The organism is Streptomyces coffeae, from assembly GCF_016741875.1.
Taxonomy (GTDB): domain Bacteria; phylum Actinomycetota; class Actinomycetes; order Streptomycetales; family Streptomycetaceae; genus Streptomyces; species Streptomyces coffeae.
The window spans coordinates 253,316-268,240 of sequence record NZ_JAERRF010000004.1; the positions used below are offsets into that span (position 1 = coordinate 253,316).

Sequence of the window (14,925 nt, forward strand, 5' to 3'; positions counted from 1 at the left end):
GGGATCACGATCCCGACCGCGATGAACGGGCCGTCCTGCCGCCGAGTAGCGTGCTCCCATGGACATCGGAGATGTGGTCGAGGACTTCGAACTTCCCGACGAGACCGGCACGGCCCGTACGCTGAGCGGACTGCTCGCGGACGGGCCGGTGGTGCTCTTCTTCTACCCTGCGGCGATGACCCCCGGCTGCACCAAGGAGGCGTGCCACTTCCGCGATATCGCGGCGGAGTTCAGGGCGCTGGGCGCACAGCCGGTGGGCATCAGCGCCGACTCGGTGGAGCGGCAGGCGGAGTTCGCCGACCGCCACTCCTTCGGCTATCCGCTGCTCTCCGACCCGGAGGGCACCGTACGGGAGCGGTTCGGCGTCAAGCGCGGACTCGCGGCCGTACCGACCAAACGCGTCACCTTTGTGATCGGCACCGATCGCCGGGTGCTGGAGATCGTCAAGAGTGAGTTCCGGATGACGGTGCACGCGGACAAGGCGCTCGATGCGCTGCGGAGCGCGGAGCGCTGAGCGCTCCGCGGGAAGTGCTGCGAGGTGCCGTCGTTCGTCTGCGGCTGCCTCGTGGCTGATCGCCCACGCGGCGGAGCCGCACATCGACACAGCCGCGGCGGAGCCGCACAACGACACAGCCCCGCGCCCCTGCGGGGCGCACCCGAACCGCACCGGACTTCGGCGAGCCCGCTGTACGGACCCCTCGGCGGGCCGCGTGGCGCGGCCCGCCGAGGGGCGGCCGGCGCTCACTCCAACGGGGAGAAGGCAAAGGTGAATTCCGCCGGTGCGGCCCTATGGCGGTACGGCTCGAGCACCCCGGGCCCGCACGACAGACTTCCGATGCCCTGCTGACCGTGGTCGAGGTTGACCCACACCGTGTCCTCCGACGCCACCAGATCCGGGGTGTGCGCGGCGGCGGCGAGTTGCTCACCGGTCCAGCGGCGCGCGGTGAACCAGAACGGCGGGGCGCCCTCGATCCGCACCCCCCGCCCGTCGGGCGCGGACAGCCGCGCCCAGCGGACATCCGGCCGCGCCCCGTTCTCCTGCGGCCGGACGTACGGCGTCTGCATCGCGTCGACCGACAGGGCCCAGCGCCCCAGCCGGCACGCCGCCCTGGTGTCCGGGTATCCCTCGCCGGGGCCGCCGCCGAACCACTCGGCCTGACCCAACGAGGCCGGGACCCCCATCCGCAGCCCCAGCCGCGGCAGCGGACAGCTCCACTCACCGCGCGGGGTGACCGAGACCGCCAGCCGCAGCCGGTCCCCGGCGGCGGTCCAGCGGTAGACCGTGTCCAGGGCGAGGTCGGTTGCCGCGGCGGCCACCCGCACCCGCACCGTCAGCCCGGTGGCGTCCGGCTCCACCGCGTCCACCCGGTGCTTCATCCGGTGCAGCCCCAGCTCCCGCCAGATCAGCCCGTAGCGCTCGTCGGGCTGCCAGGACGCGCCGTTGTCGTTGTCGGTGGGCGCCCGCCAGACATCCAGCCGCGGCCCGCTCACCGCGAGCGCGCCGAGCGCCATGAGCTCACCGGTGGCGGCGTCGAAGGTGCCCGGACCGAGTCCGATCCGCCCGGTGTCGCGGCGCGGCGCCTCCTGCGGGGCGGTGGGGTGCGGCTGCTCGGTCCGTACCCGGGCGGGGAGTTGGCCCCAGGCCACCGGATGGCCCGTGCCCGCCCACGCCGTGGTGGCGGCGAGCCGCGCCTCCACGGTCCACCGGGTCTCCTGGCCGGGCTCGGTCTCCGGCGGCGTGGGCAGCTTGAGCTCGGCGGCGAGCCCCGGGCCGAGCGGGGGCACCGCCAGCTCGCCGGAGGCCAGCACATCGCCCTCGGCCTCGTACGCCCAGGAGAAGACCAGATGGGACAGATCGGCGAAGTCATGGTGATTGGCGATCCGCACCGAGCCCGCGGCGCCGTCGCCGTCGATCCGGACCGGCTCGATGACCTTCTTGTACTCGGTCAGTCCCGGTGAGGGGGTGCGGTCGGGGAAGACCAGACCGTCGCAGACGAAGTTGCCGTCGTGCAGCTCCTCGCCGAAGTCCCCGCCGTACGCGAAGTACGGTGTGCCGTCGGCGGTGCGCTTGGCCAGACCGTGGTCGATCCACTCCCAGACAAAGCCGCCCTGGCAGCGTTCATGGGCTTCGAACGACCGCTGGTACTCGCTGAGTCCGCCCGGTCCGTTGCCCATGGCGTGCGCGTACTCGCACTGGATGAACGGCAGCCGACGGCGCTTGGCGTCCAGCTCCGGATCGCCCCACGGCGGTTCGACGCGCCGCCCGATCTGCTCGACCTCGTCGTGCGGCGCGTACATCCGTGAGTAGATGTCGGTGTCCGCGCAGGACAGATCGCCCTCGTAGTGGATCACCCGGGACGGGTCGCGCTCGCGGATCCAGTCGGCCATGGCGGACAGCCCGCGGCCGGTGCCGCACTCGTTGCCCAGCGACCACATCACGATGGACGGATGGTTCTTGTCGCGTTCGACCATGCGAGCGGCGCGGTCGACCAGTGCCGGGGTCCAGCGGGTGTCGTCCACCGGATTGCCCCGCCAGTCCATCTCGACGAAGCCGTGAGTCTCCAGATCGCATTCGTCGATCACCCACAGCCCCAGCTCGTCACAGAGCCCGAAGAAGGCCGGATGGGGCGGATAGTGGCTGGTGCGCACGGCGTTGATGTTGTGCTGCTTCATCAGCACCAGATCGGCGCGCATGGTCTCCAGGTCCACCGCGCGGCCGGACTCCGGGTGGAACTCATGCCGGTTGACCCCGCGGAAGAGCACCCGCCTGCCGTTGACCTTCAGCACCCCGTCCTCGACCACGACGGTGCGGAAGCCGATCCGCAGCGGAACACTCTCGCCCACCGTGGTCAGCCATGCCTCGTACAGCCGCGGGGTCTCCGCCGTCCACGGCTCCACGGGCACGCTGACGCTCTCCCCGGTGGCCAGGTCCAGGCCCAGTTCGGGCACGGTCACCCGGCCACCGGGGTCGGCGTCGATCCGGAGGGTGCCCGCACCGCGTACGTGGTCGTACGAGGCGTGGACGAAGTAGTCCTCGAGACAGCCCTCGGGGCGGTGCTCCAGTGTGACCTCGCGGAAGATCCCCGGCAGCCACCACTGGTCCTGGTCCTCCAGATAGCTGCCGGAGGACCACTGGTGCACCCGCACCGCCAGCACATTGCCGCGCGGGCGCAACAGCCCCCCGACGGCGAACTCGTGCGGCAGCCGACTGCCCTTGAACGTGCCCAGCTCCTCCCCGTTGAGCCAGACTCGGGCACAGGACTCGACGCCCTCGAAACGCAGCACCGCGTCGCCGCCCTCCGGCCACCCCGGGGGCAGGTCGAAGCCGCGCAGATGGTCACCGGTGGGGTTCTCGGTGGGCACCCTCGGCGGGTCCACCGGGAACGGATAGAGGTGGTTGGTGTAGATCGGCGCGCCGTGGCCGTGCAGCACCCAGTGTGCGGGCACCGGGATCTCGTCCCACCCCGAGGCGTCGTAGCCGGGGCGGGCGAAGGAGCCGTCCTCGGCGGTGGCGGTCGGCGACAGCCGGAAGGCCCAGGTGCCGTTCAGGCTCAGCCGCGCCGCGTCGGTCTCGGCGGACCAGGCGCGGGGCGGCAGCCCTCCGCTGCCGGGCGAGACGTCCTCGTAGTACGGAAGCGGCGGGTGCGGTGGGTGCTGCGTGTGTGGCGTATGCGGCGTGTGCTGCGTGGAGCTCATCGTTCTCCTCGGTCAGCCTTCGGTCGGGTCAGTCGTGGCCGCGCTGGTCGAGCACGTAGGTGGTGATGGAACGGCTCGGCAGCGAGGCCGAGACCGTGCCGCCGGACACGGTGGGCTTCCGAGCCCCGGCCCAGTTCTCGGTGGCCGAGGTCCGCACCGCGGAGACGGCGGACAGACGCTGTCCGGCCCCGAGGTCCAGCGTCAGCCCGGCGGTACCGTCGCGGTGGTTGTTGACCACCAGGATCCAGCGGCTCCGCTGCCGGAAGGCGGTGACCTCGACATCGCTCGGCGCGCCGGTCACCTCGTGCAGGACGGCCCCGGGGCGTACGAACTTGCTGTACTGCCCGAGCGCGTAATAGCGCTTGGTGGGGTAGAGCTTCTGATTGCCGTTGGCGGCGTACTCCGGGTCGTAGTAGATCAGTCCGTCGTTCCAGCCCTGGTCGTTCTTGGCACCGGCACCGGTCTCCGGATCGGCGCCCATCTTGTTGGACAGCGCCGTCCACCACTGGAACGCCGCGTCATGGGCCACGGTGAAGTCCTTGTGGATGATCCGCGACATCGACAGGGCGTTGTCGATGGTGGGGTCGTACTCCTGGGCCCAGTCCGTACCGCCCTTGCCGAAGCAGCAGATCTCGGTGGACCAGGACGTCTTTCCCAGTGCCTTGGCCGTCCTGGCCACCTCGGCGCGGGCGGTGTCGCTCGGGTTGTTGTACGTGTGATGGGCCAGCTTGTCGACGTAGCGGGCGGTGCCCGGGGTGTTCAGCCACTGCGGGACCTGGGTGACGAAGTCCTCGGTACTGCTGGACTCGTCGGAGGTGATGCCGACGCGGGAACGGCGCGCGTCCAGCTCGGCGCCGAGTGCCCGGACGATGTCGTCGCGCTGATCGACCCCGACCAGCATGCCTTCCTGTCCGCATTCGGCGAAGCTGTTCGTCGGCTCGTTGAAGGGGCTGATGTAGTCCAGAGCCATGCCCTTCTTCGCGAAGTGGTCCGTCACATCGGCGAGGTAGCGGGCGAATCTCTTCTCGTCGGCGGATTCGAGATACCCGCCGCAGCTCTTCCCATTCGTCTTCCACCGGGCCGGGGCGCTGTTGACAAAGCCGATCAGATCCTTGACGCCATATCGGGCGGCGTAGCGGAGGAAGGCACGGCCGCCGGGGTCCCTGGACCAGTCGTAGCCGCCGCCTGCCTTGCCGTCGCCTGCCTTCAGGAAGTCGTCGGGGGCGCGCTCGCGCGTGGTCACACCGGTGCCACCACCGCCGATGTTGTAGCGGTAGGCGGACAGGGCGAGCCCGTCGCGGCCGAACAGCATCCGGGCGGCCTCGGCCTGGCCGGAGGGGGAGAAGGCGGCCAGGTCGTTGACCCACCAGGCGCCGGAGGCGCCGATGTTGTCGATGGTCTGGGCGGGGGCGGAGGAGACGTGGGCGGTGGCTGTGTTCTCTCCGTTCTCCGCAGTGTCCGCGTTGGCGGGGTCGGCGGGGGAGAGGGAGGCGATGAGGACGAGGGCGGTGGCTCCGCCCGAGAGGAGTGCGCGTTTCCGGGTGCGGGTCTGCGGCGTGCGGGTCGGTGGCATGGCAACCCTTCCGTCGTCACGAGGGTGTGCTGCGGATCATTGCTGCGGCAGTGGTGCTGGTGTTCGTACGGCTCTTGCGCCCGGTCGACGCGAGCCAGCCCTCCAGGGCGAAGGTGGCGGCGCCGAGGCTCACGGGGTTGGTCGGTATCGGGGACAGAACAATCTCGGTGCTCGCGAGCGGACGGCGCAGCGCACGCCCCGCGACGGCGGCGCGCACCTCGGTGAGCAGCGGTTCACCGAGCCCCGCCGCCACCCAGCTGCTGAGCACGATCACTTCGGGGTTGAGCAGATTGACCAGGTCGGCCAGGCCCGCGCCGAGATAGCGGGCGGTGTCCCGCACGGTCTTCACGGCCACCGGGTCGCCGTCGGCGAGCGCGCGGCCGAGCGCCTCGACGGTGGCCGTCTGGTCGTCGGGGTGCAGCAGCGGGCTGCCGGGGCTCAGCTCGCGCAGATTCTGCATGATGCCGGGGGCGCCGACGTAGGACTCCACACAGCCGTGGGCGCCGCAGTGGCACACCCGTCCGTCCAGCACCAGGGTGGTGTGCCCCCATTCGCCCGCGCTGTTGCTCGCCCCGCGGTGCAGGGTGCCGCCGAGGGCGAGCCCGGCCCCCACGCCCGTACCGAGGTTGACCACCACCGCGTGCTCCCGCCCGCGGGCCGCCCCGAACCACAGCTCGGCCACGGTGCAGGCGCGCAGCGGATTGTCCAGGTGGAGGGGGTAGGGGAGATGTTCGGCCAGCAGGTCGAGCACGGGGACGTCGTGCCAGTCCCAGTTGGGCGCGAAGACCGACACCCCGCCCTCGCGGTCCACCTGCCCCGGCATGCTGACGCCGACCCCCAGCACCCGGTCGTCGGGGATCGCCGCCGCCTCGACGACCGCCCGTACGGCGGCGGCGATCCGCGCGATCACCTGGCGCGGTTCGCGTTCCCCGGGGCGCTCGGGACGCAACTCCTCGTCGGCGCGGGCCAGCACGGTGAGGGAGAGGTCGAACACCTCGACATGGATGTACGTTTCCGCGACATCCACCCCGATCAGCGCGCCGCCCTGGGCGTTGACGGCCACCAGCCCGCGCGGCCGTCCGCCGTCGGAGTCCTCGTAGCCGACCTCGGTGATCGCCCCGAGGTGCAGCAGTTCACCGACGAGCGTGGCGACGGTGGCCAGGCTGAGTCCGGTCGCCGAGGCCAGATGCTGCCGGGACACGGCGGGGGACTCGGCGATGACATGGCGCAGCACTTCATAGCGGTTCGCGGTGCGGATGTCGCGGGAGGTGCGCTTCACGTCTTGATCGTCTCCGAGGACGGGAGTTGGCCGAGAGTGGTTGGCCGGGTGGGCGTCGGCCGGTGAGGCGTCAGCGTAGGGGCGCGGATCCGGCTTGAACAACCCCTTTGCACAACCCTTGTAGGAAGTAAGAGGAACCTCGCGGTGACGGCCTGTCGCGGCCTGTCGCGGCTCAGTGAGCGGTGAGGACCTCACGGACGACGGAGCCCGCGGCGTCGCCGCCGTGGCCGCCCTGGGTGACCACGGCGGCCGCGGCCATGTCGTCGCGGTAGGCGGTGAACCAGGCGTTGGTCTTCGGCTGGCCGTCGACCTCGGCCGAGCCGGTCTTGGCGCCGATGTCCCCGGTCAGCCCGGACATCGCCCGCGCGGCGGTGCCACTGGTCGCCGTCAGCCGCATCATGCCCTTCAGCTGCTGGACGACAGCAGGGCTCAGCGCGCGGTCGCTGGTGGCGAGCTGCCGGTGGCCCACCGAACGCGACACCAGAACGGGCTGTTGGAACGCGCCCGTCCGGGCGGTGGCGGCCACGGAGGCCATGGTGAGCGGATTCATCTGTACCGTGCCCTGGCCGATCAGAGCCGCGGCCTTGTCGTCCCCGCTGCCGTCGGGCACCGAACCGTCGAACGTCGGCACACCCACCTGCCAGTCGAGCCCGATCCCGAACACCGACTGTGCCTCCCGGGCCACCGCGTCGTCGGGGATCATCCCGGCGAGCGAGATGAACGCCGTGTTGCAGGAAGCCGCGAAGTCCTGCGCGAAGGTGGCGCTGGGATTCTCGCTGTGCTCGACGTTGTGGAACGTCATGCCCTGCTGATACGCCGCCGTTTTCGGACAGGGCACCCGGCGGCCGGGAGTCACCGCGCCGGTCTCCAGCAGGGTGGCGGCGCTGATGATCTTGAACGTGGAACCGGGCGCCGTCTGCCCCTGCAACGCCGCGTTGAACTCGCCCCGGTCGGAGTTGGCCACCGCCAGGATCTCCCCGGTGCTGGGCTGGAGCGCCACCACGGAGGCGCCGGAACGTTTGGCCACGGCCTGTTCGGCGCGCTTCTGCACGGTCGCGTCGAGCGTGGTCCGCAGGGTGCCCCGCTTGCCCTCCGTCACCACATGCAGCGTGTCCCCGGCCGTCCCGTCGGACCGCACCACCCACACCTCGGCCTGCGCCGTACCGCCCACATCGTCCCCGTACCGCGCCCGGAGCGAGGTCAGCAGCGGATCGAGCGAGGGATAGCGCTTCTGCCGCAGCTCCTTGCCCTGCCGGTCCAGCAGCCGGATCGGCGGATTCTCCGCCAGGTCCGTCCGGATCGTCTGGCCCTCCGCCAGCTTGGGATGGATGACCGAAGGCGCCCAGTCGACCAGCGGCTTGTTGGTCGTCCGGCCGCGCACCACGGTCAGCCGCGAGTCGTAGCTCCAGGTCGAACGGGTCTTTCCGTAATGAATCTCGGCCTTGACCCGGAACGGCACCGTGGTGCCCGTCGCCTCGCCCGGCGTCAGCGTCACCCTCTTCACCCGGGCGTCGTCCCGGAACCCGCCCAGTGCGCCGAGGGCCGACTCCGCGTCGTTCGTGAAGTCGGACGCCAGCATGTCGTTGCCGTCCGCCCACGCGTCGAGAAAGTGGTCCGCCGTATCCCGGACCTCGGACGCGGTCACCGGTCCGTCATGCGTCGTCGCGGTGTTGCCGCCGGTCACCCCGTTGTAGAGGTTGTACGCCCCGAACCCGGCTCCGCCCACCAACGCGACCACGGCCGCCCCCACAACGGCCTTCCCCACTGCGCGCACCGCGCCGCCCCCGCCCCCAGATCTGATGGGCGCCGGCCCCTCCGGCGCCCCTCACTCAGGCAGCCTTCTCCATCTCCCCACGCAACGCCCGCGTATACACACGCAACAACCGCCCGTACTCAGCCCGCTCCGCCGGGCACAACGCCCGCCCGGCACGCGCCCGCAGAAACACGCGGATGGCCTCGTTGGCCTGGTCAGTGGAGAGGGGCGTGGACGGTAAGGCGGGCTGAGGAGGAGTAGGAGTCGGACACATGACCCCCACAATAGTGGCAGCCACTGACACCGCGCACTGGGTCTAAACCTCTCCGCACCTCTCAACTGGCCTGATGAGCCGGTGATGTGAGCAACACCGCACCCTCGGCACGGGGGTTCAGATCTGGGGCGGGGTGGCATATGCCCTGCTGTCGCTGCCATGCAAGGGCTGGGACGTCAGGAGGGATGAGGGCCTTGGCTCGCAACGAGACGGAGGTCACCGTGTACGAGACGCTTCGCTGGCAACACTCATTCAACGCCGCGCAGTGGACCAAATTTGGACGGACTGCGAGGTCCGCCTAGATCTTCATGCCACTCGCAGTGAGTGCCTTGGACATACGCATCTCCATGATTCAACAGGAAAACGTGGCTTGTTGCCGAGCGCGGGATGTCGAGTCCAAAATCGCTGCGGGCCTCCGAGGCGCTGATTTTTTCGATGGCGAGAGTCTCGAAATCGCAGATGATGTCCATCCTTTCCACGTTCGAGAAAAGGATGTCGATGCGAGACTCCTCGCCCTCAATGTTGACGCTGCGTAGCAGCAATTGTGAGTAACTCACTGTGTAGTGCCAGACCCGAAAACTACGTTCCCAGCTCGCAAGTCTCTGCATATCTATTTCGTCTCCCAAAGGAATGATGGATACTTTACGTCAGCGCGTGCGCCTTTATGGTAGAAGGTTATGGTTTCCCATTCTCGGTTCTCCCATTTTATCGAATCTCCGAGGATGGCCATTTCGCGTTCGGTGGTGTACCAATTGTCGCCCTTGCCTCGGCGGTAGGCTGCCTCGAATAGTTCGTCTACGTTGTCGGTGAGTTGGTCCTTGTGGCCGCGCCACCCATCCATTACCACGTGGATGTGGGTATTTGGATGTTCGTGGGCTACGTCGCGCACAGAAGATAGTGCGCCATCCCGTGTCTCATCCAAGAAGTGTGTGTAGTTTCTCGACTCCGCCCACTCTTTCAAATTCCCCTCCTTGCGAGTCCCGAGGGCCACATCGCTGGGGTACGGAGCCAAGCCTAGGAGGTCGGTCCAGGTGTGAGGGTTGTGGACGTACGTCGCCGGGTTCGGGGCTGGGGTCAGGCCCAGGGGGTCGGGGCTGAGGTAGCGGGCGGAAGTTGGGTCGTAGTAGCGGTGGAAATTGTAGTGGAGGCCGGATTCCGGATCGAAGTACTGGCCCGGGAAGCGGAGTGGCGTGTAGGCAGTGCTGTCCGTCGCCCAAGTGGTCGTGCCCCAGAGCGTGGAGCGGGTGTGCCAGGCGATGTCGCCTGAATCGTCGACCAGTTCGGTGGGCGTGCCCACCAGGTCGGTGACGATGGCGAAGAAGCGGGCGTCGTATTCCTGCTGGGTGGTGGCGTCGGTGATGCGTTCCGTTTGGGTTATCGGGCGCAGACCGTCGTGGTCCCAGGTGAGGGTGACCGGGTGGGGGAGGTCCGGGGTTGTGGTGGTCTGTTCGGCGAGGGTGGGGCCGTCCCAGGTGAAGTCCGTCTGCTCCAGGACGGTTTCACCGTCCGCCGCCAGGCGTTGTTTGGCGGTGCGGCGGCCGAAGGGGTCGTAGAGGTAGCGCCAGACCGTGCCGTCGGGGGTGGTGACCGAGGTGAGTCGGTCCTCGGTGTCCCAGGTGTAGCGCCACGTGTCGGGCTTCTTCGAGAGGCGGGTCTTCTGGCGGAGGGTGAGGCGGCCCGCCGCGTCGTGCTCGTAGCGGAGTTTGCCGGCATGGGTGATGCGGGTGCCGGTGTACGCGCGGGACCCCGTCGCCTCGTGGGCGGGTTGTTCGGTCGGCCACGTCGCCTTTGTCTGATTGCCCGCCTCGTCGTAGGCGTAGGTCTCCGTCCAGCCGGTGGCCCGGACGGTCGTCACCCGACCGGCCGCGTCGAGGTCGAAGGTGCGGCGGCCGGACAACTGGTCGTCCACCGCGGTGAGGTGGCCGTCGGCCCGGTAGGTGTACGCGCGGTGTTGGAGAGGGGTCTCAGCGGACGCGCCGGTCCAGGATTGAGTCGTCAGGCGGCCCAGCGGGTCCCAGGTGTTGGCGACGGTGAGGGAGTCACCGATACGGCGTGTGGTCTCGCGGCCTGCCGCGTCGTGTTCGGAGGCGAGTGTGCGACCGCCGGTGGTGAGCTCGGTGCGGTTGCCCGCCGCGTCGTAGGCGTACGTCGTGATCGCACCGGTCGGGGTGACACGACGGGTGCGGCGGCCCAGGGCGTCGTAGGTGTGGGCCAGGACGTGGCCGTTCACCATTTCGGACTTGATCCGGCCCAGGCGGTCGCGTTGGTAGGCCACCTCCGTGCCAGGGCCGAGAGCCGACGTCAGGCGGCCTGCTGGGTCATAGGTGAAGCTGGTGGTGCGGTCCTCGGCCGTCTTGCAGACCACCTGGCCCATGACATCGTGCTCGAAAGTGACGGTCTGACCCAGCGGGTTGGTACGCGCCACCAGCTGACCGGCCGCGTCGTGCGCGTACCTCAGCGTGCGGTCGTCGAAGTCCGTTTCGGCGGCCAGTCGGCCTGCCGGGTCGTACTCGTAAGCCCAGGTCAGCCCCTGCGGGTTGGTGACCTTTGTCAGCCGCAGCGATGCGTCGTGCTCGAACTCGTAGCGGACACCGTCCGGCCCGGTGCGGGCCGTGAGCAGGTCGAAGTGGGTGTATTCGAACCGCGTGGTGCCACCGATGGCATCGGTGTGGGTGGTGCAGTTCCCTTCCCCGTCATACGTCCATCTCTCCGTGGAACCATCGGGGTTGGTGCGGCGAGTGAGTTTGCCCTCCACCGTCCACACCAGCTCGGTGGTGGCCCCGACAGCGTCGGTGATCTTGACGGGGCGGCCGAAGGCATCGCGCTCGTAACGGATCACACCACCCAGTGGGTCGGTGATCTCCACCGGCAGGCCCGCCCTGTCGCAACGCACCCGGGTGGTCTCGCCCAGCGCGTCGGTGATGGCCGACAGATGGCCATCGTTGTCGTAGGCGTAGTGCGTGGTGTGCCCCGCCGGGTCGGTGGCCGAGGTGCGACGGCCCCCTTCTTCCCAGGTCTGGGTCCAGGTGGCGCCGTCCGGGCCGGTGAGCGAGGTTGGCAGCCCTAAGTCGTCGTACGTGGCCGTCGACTCGGTGCCGTCCGGGGCGGTGAACCGCGTGAGGCGGCCCGCCTCGTCGTACTCGAAGCGCGTGGTCCGGTCCAGCGGATCGGTACGGGACAGCAGCCGGTCGTGGCGATCGTACGTGGAACGGCTGGTGTGGCCGAGCGGATCGATCTCGGCGGCCACCTTCCCCGCGTCGTTGACGAGGTACCGCGTGGTGTGGCCCTCCGGCGTGGTCACCGTGGTCACACGATGGCCGGTGGCCTCATCGACCTCGTCGTAGGTGAGGTGGATCGATATATGACCCGCCTCGCCGCCCTCGGCGATACAGCGGTCCCGGTTGTCGTAGACGTAGTCGTAGCGGCGGTCGTTGGTGTCGGTCCAGGAGATGACACGTCGCTCATCGTCGTACGCGAAGCGCAGTGGCAGACCGCTGGAGTTGATGACCTCGGTGAGGTTGCCGTCGGTGTAGGCGTAGCGGATCAGCTCCTGGTCGCCGCCGTCCTCGGCGGCACCCGCCAGATGGAGAGCGGTGACGCGGCCCTCGGCGGTGGTGAGCTTCAGCTCGTATCCCGCGCTGTGGGTGATGGCCGTCGCGACGCCCTCGGCGTTGTAGTCGAACGTGATGAACTGGCCGCCGCGGTCGGATATCTGCTCCAACCGTGCGATCCCGTCGCCCTCCTCGCCGTCCCCGCTCTCGTTCCGCGGGCAGCCGAAGTGGCGTACGTGCCCGGTGGCGGGATCGGTGAGGGTGTAGTCGCCCTGGGCGTCCCGCTCCAGTGGCCACCGCGGCCCGGCACTGGGAAGCGTGGGCAGTCCGGGCGCCGGATGCGGATACTCCAGCAGCAGACCGTCCTCGCTGACGAAGATCACGCCCTCGGCGTCGATCTCCAGGCGCTGGTCGGCCGTGCTCGACCAGGACGTGCCGAAGCAACGCCCCATCCGGTAGCCGGATTCCACGTAGCGGCGGAAGACCAGTGGGAGGGTGCCCGGCAGGCGGATGTCCGTCTGCGGCAGATACATCTTCCCCGTGGCCAGGTCGATGGGGTCGGTGTTGCCGTCCTCCTTGTCCTTCGGCTTGGTGGTGCCCTCACCGGGTCCCCGGTCCCGCGTCGCGTCCCGGGCTGCGGCCTTCTTGCCACGCCGGACCTTCGTGGCGGTCTTGGCGGCGCCGACTCCTTTTCTGGTGGCACCCAGACCCTTGGTGCCCAGCACCTCGGGCAGCAATCGGCCGAAACCTTCGCTGGGGTCCTTCGCGAACCCCTTCAGCATCTCCTTCCCGGCGCCGACCGGGTCATTGGCAACCTGGACCAGCCCGGCGGCCGTGTTGTTGAGGTTGGTGAAGTACTCCGCGGGATGGGTGAGGTTGTACGGGTCGATGGGATTGAGGCCCCGGACGGTGTTGACCACTCCCGCGGCGCCCTTGATCGCCCCGGCGGTGATATGGGTGGCGTCCAGCTTCAGCCCGGTCAGCCCGTCCTTGACCTGTTCGCTGTAGGCGGGCTTGGGCGGAGCCGCGTTCCGTGCCAGCTGGACCGCCTTGCGCGCGATACCGGCCGCCTTGTCGCGCTGCTTGCGGGCCCCGTCCAGTTTCTCCTGCGCCAGCTTGGCCTTGGCCGGGCCCGGGTCGTGGAAGTCTCCCGGCTTTTTCGGCTTCGCGCCCGGGTCCTTACCGTCCTCCACCGCCGCGTTGTAGGTGTCGACCGCGGAGTTGTAGGTGTCCACCGACTTGTTGTGGGCCGCCCGTGCCGCCGTCGACGCCTTCTCGGCCGCTTCGTACTCGGTGATCGCCTCACGTGCCTTGCGCTGGGCCCACTCCACCGTCCCGGCGAAGGAGTCCAGGGCCTTGGCCGCCTTCTCGCATGCGAGCGCGGCCTTGTACCACTTCTTCGGCTCGACGGCGGCCTTCTTCCGGAACGCCTCGGCCGCCTGGCCCTTCCAGTGCCCCGATTCCAGCTTCCGCAGGCCGTCCCCGACCTTGTCGAACGCCTTCTGGAAGTCGGTGAGATGGTCGGCCGTGGAACGGATCTTGCTGGGGCTTCCGTAGATCAGCTTCTTGGGCTCATCGGTCTGCCCCAACTCCAGCTCATCGACATCGGCCCCCAGAGCGTTCGCCGCGGACTTCGACTTGTCCCGAACCCAGTCGGCCCCCTCCTCCCAGCCGATCTTGTCCATCCCGTCGGCGGTCTTGTCACCCGCCCACTCGATACCGTCGCCGACGGCTTCCGTGCCCTTCTCGAAGGCCCCTTCCACCTTGTCCGGTATGAAGTCGCCCAGCCCCATCAGTCCCGGCCCTCCTTGTGCTTGGCCGACTGCTGCACCACCTCGCTCACTGAGGATTTCTCCCGGATGGCGTCAGCGGTGGAGTCCCAGGTCTGCTTGCTCTCGTTCCACCCCTCCTTGAACGACTCCGCGCTGTAGTCAGGGGTGTAGGTCTCCTCCGAGAACAGTTCGTCCCAGTCCTTCTTGACCACCTCGTCCTCGGTCAGATGCGGATTGCCCGCCACCGAGTTCGCCGCCACCTTGAAGGTCCCCGCGATGTACTGCTCCTCCTCCCACTGCGTCCCGGCGGCCAGCCCGGCCTTCTGCGCCAGCTGACTCGCGTTCTGGATCAGCGCTCGTACGCCCCATTCCCAGCGCTCGCAGAAGTCCTCGAAGTCCTTCGACAGGCCGCCGTGACCCATCTCCATCCCGGTCAGCGACAACTCCTCGAACCCCGCGCCCATCGCCGCGTCCGACGCCCACGCGATCTCCCGCAGCTCGTCGATCGCCCCGCGCAGGCCCTTGGTGATGGCCTCCAACCCTTGCTTGCTCAGCGCCAGATCGGGTTCCTTGCCGCCTCCGCTCATCGGACACCCTCCCCGACCGGAGTCATCGCGGTCCCGTGCCCGACGTCCACCGCCACCGCGTCCGGCACGATCCCCCGCGCCGGGGGAAAGAGCATCGACGCCGCCGCGTCGGCCACGTCCACCGCGACCCCGGCCGGGCCGTCCAGCGCCGGGATCACCGCGTCCAGCAACCGCGCCCCCCATACGCGCTCGTAGTCCCACGGCTCGTCGGGAGCCGAGCCCCGAACCAGCGCGAAGCGCGCCAGCGCGGCTTCATCGGTAAACGCGTAGATCCAGCGGATCCCTTGGTAATGGGCCGACATCAACACATCGTCGACAACGGGCACCAGCACCGCCGTGCGCCGGAACTCGCCCACCAGCGCGAGGGGATCCCCCTCCGCTGCCCGTATTCGCTTGATCTCGTCCGCCAGTCCCATGTCGGCGCACCGCCCCCCTTGTGT

The 14,925-nt window shown here is 69.2% G+C and carries 9 protein-coding genes; 1 reads left to right on the forward strand and 8 read right to left on the reverse strand.

Annotated features, from left to right (window positions below; genetic code table 11):
* The first annotated feature begins 58 nt into the window (after nt 1-58).
* A complete protein-coding gene (locus tag JK363_RS08235; protein ID WP_201873299.1) occupies nt 59-514 on the forward strand; it encodes a peroxiredoxin in 456 nt (151 codons plus the stop codon).
* Nucleotides 515-741: 227 nt separating this feature from the next.
* On the opposite strand, the gene JK363_RS08240 is transcribed toward JK363_RS08235, so the two are convergent.
* The 8 genes from JK363_RS08240 to JK363_RS08275 all read right to left on the reverse strand — a co-directional run bounded on the left by JK363_RS08240 (nt 742) and on the right by JK363_RS08275 (nt 14,901).
* Nucleotides 742-3,696 (reverse strand): glycoside hydrolase family 2 TIM barrel-domain containing protein, encoded by a 2,955-nt coding sequence (locus JK363_RS08240; protein WP_201873300.1) that lies wholly within the window; start codon nt 3,694-3,696, stop codon nt 742-744.
* 28 nt (nt 3,697-3,724) lie between these two features.
* Nucleotides 3,725-5,269, reverse strand: a complete 1,545-nt coding sequence (locus tag JK363_RS08245; protein ID WP_201873303.1) for a glycoside hydrolase — start codon at nt 5,267-5,269, stop codon at nt 3,725-3,727.
* A 16-nt stretch (nt 5,270-5,285) separates the two neighbouring features.
* Entirely contained in the window at nt 5,286-6,548 is a 1,263-nt protein-coding gene (locus JK363_RS08250; RefSeq protein WP_201873305.1) for an ROK family protein, read from the reverse strand.
* A 172-nt stretch (nt 6,549-6,720) separates the two neighbouring features.
* Nucleotides 6,721-8,322 (reverse strand): penicillin-binding transpeptidase domain-containing protein, encoded by a 1,602-nt coding sequence (locus JK363_RS08255; protein ID WP_201873306.1) that lies wholly within the window; start codon nt 8,320-8,322, stop codon nt 6,721-6,723.
* Nucleotides 8,323-8,823: 501 nt separating this feature from the next.
* Nucleotides 8,824-9,183 (reverse strand): hypothetical protein, encoded by a 360-nt coding sequence (locus JK363_RS08260; protein WP_201873307.1) that lies wholly within the window; start codon nt 9,181-9,183, stop codon nt 8,824-8,826.
* 2 nt (nt 9,184-9,185) lie between these two features.
* Nucleotides 9,186-13,919: a putative T7SS-secreted protein gene (locus tag JK363_RS08265; RefSeq protein WP_201873308.1), complete on the reverse strand. Its 4,734-nt coding sequence runs from the start codon at nt 13,917-13,919 to the stop codon at nt 9,186-9,188.
* A complete protein-coding gene (locus JK363_RS08270) occupies nt 13,919-14,485 on the reverse strand; it encodes a hypothetical protein (RefSeq protein ID WP_201873312.1) in 567 nt (188 codons plus the stop codon). Before JK363_RS08270 ends, JK363_RS08265 begins: the two co-directional genes overlap by 1 nt.
* Entirely contained in the window at nt 14,482-14,901 is a 420-nt protein-coding gene (locus tag JK363_RS08275) for a hypothetical protein (protein ID WP_201873313.1), read from the reverse strand. Before JK363_RS08275 ends, JK363_RS08270 begins: the two co-directional genes overlap by 4 nt.
* Between the last annotated feature and the right edge of the window lie 24 nt (nt 14,902-14,925).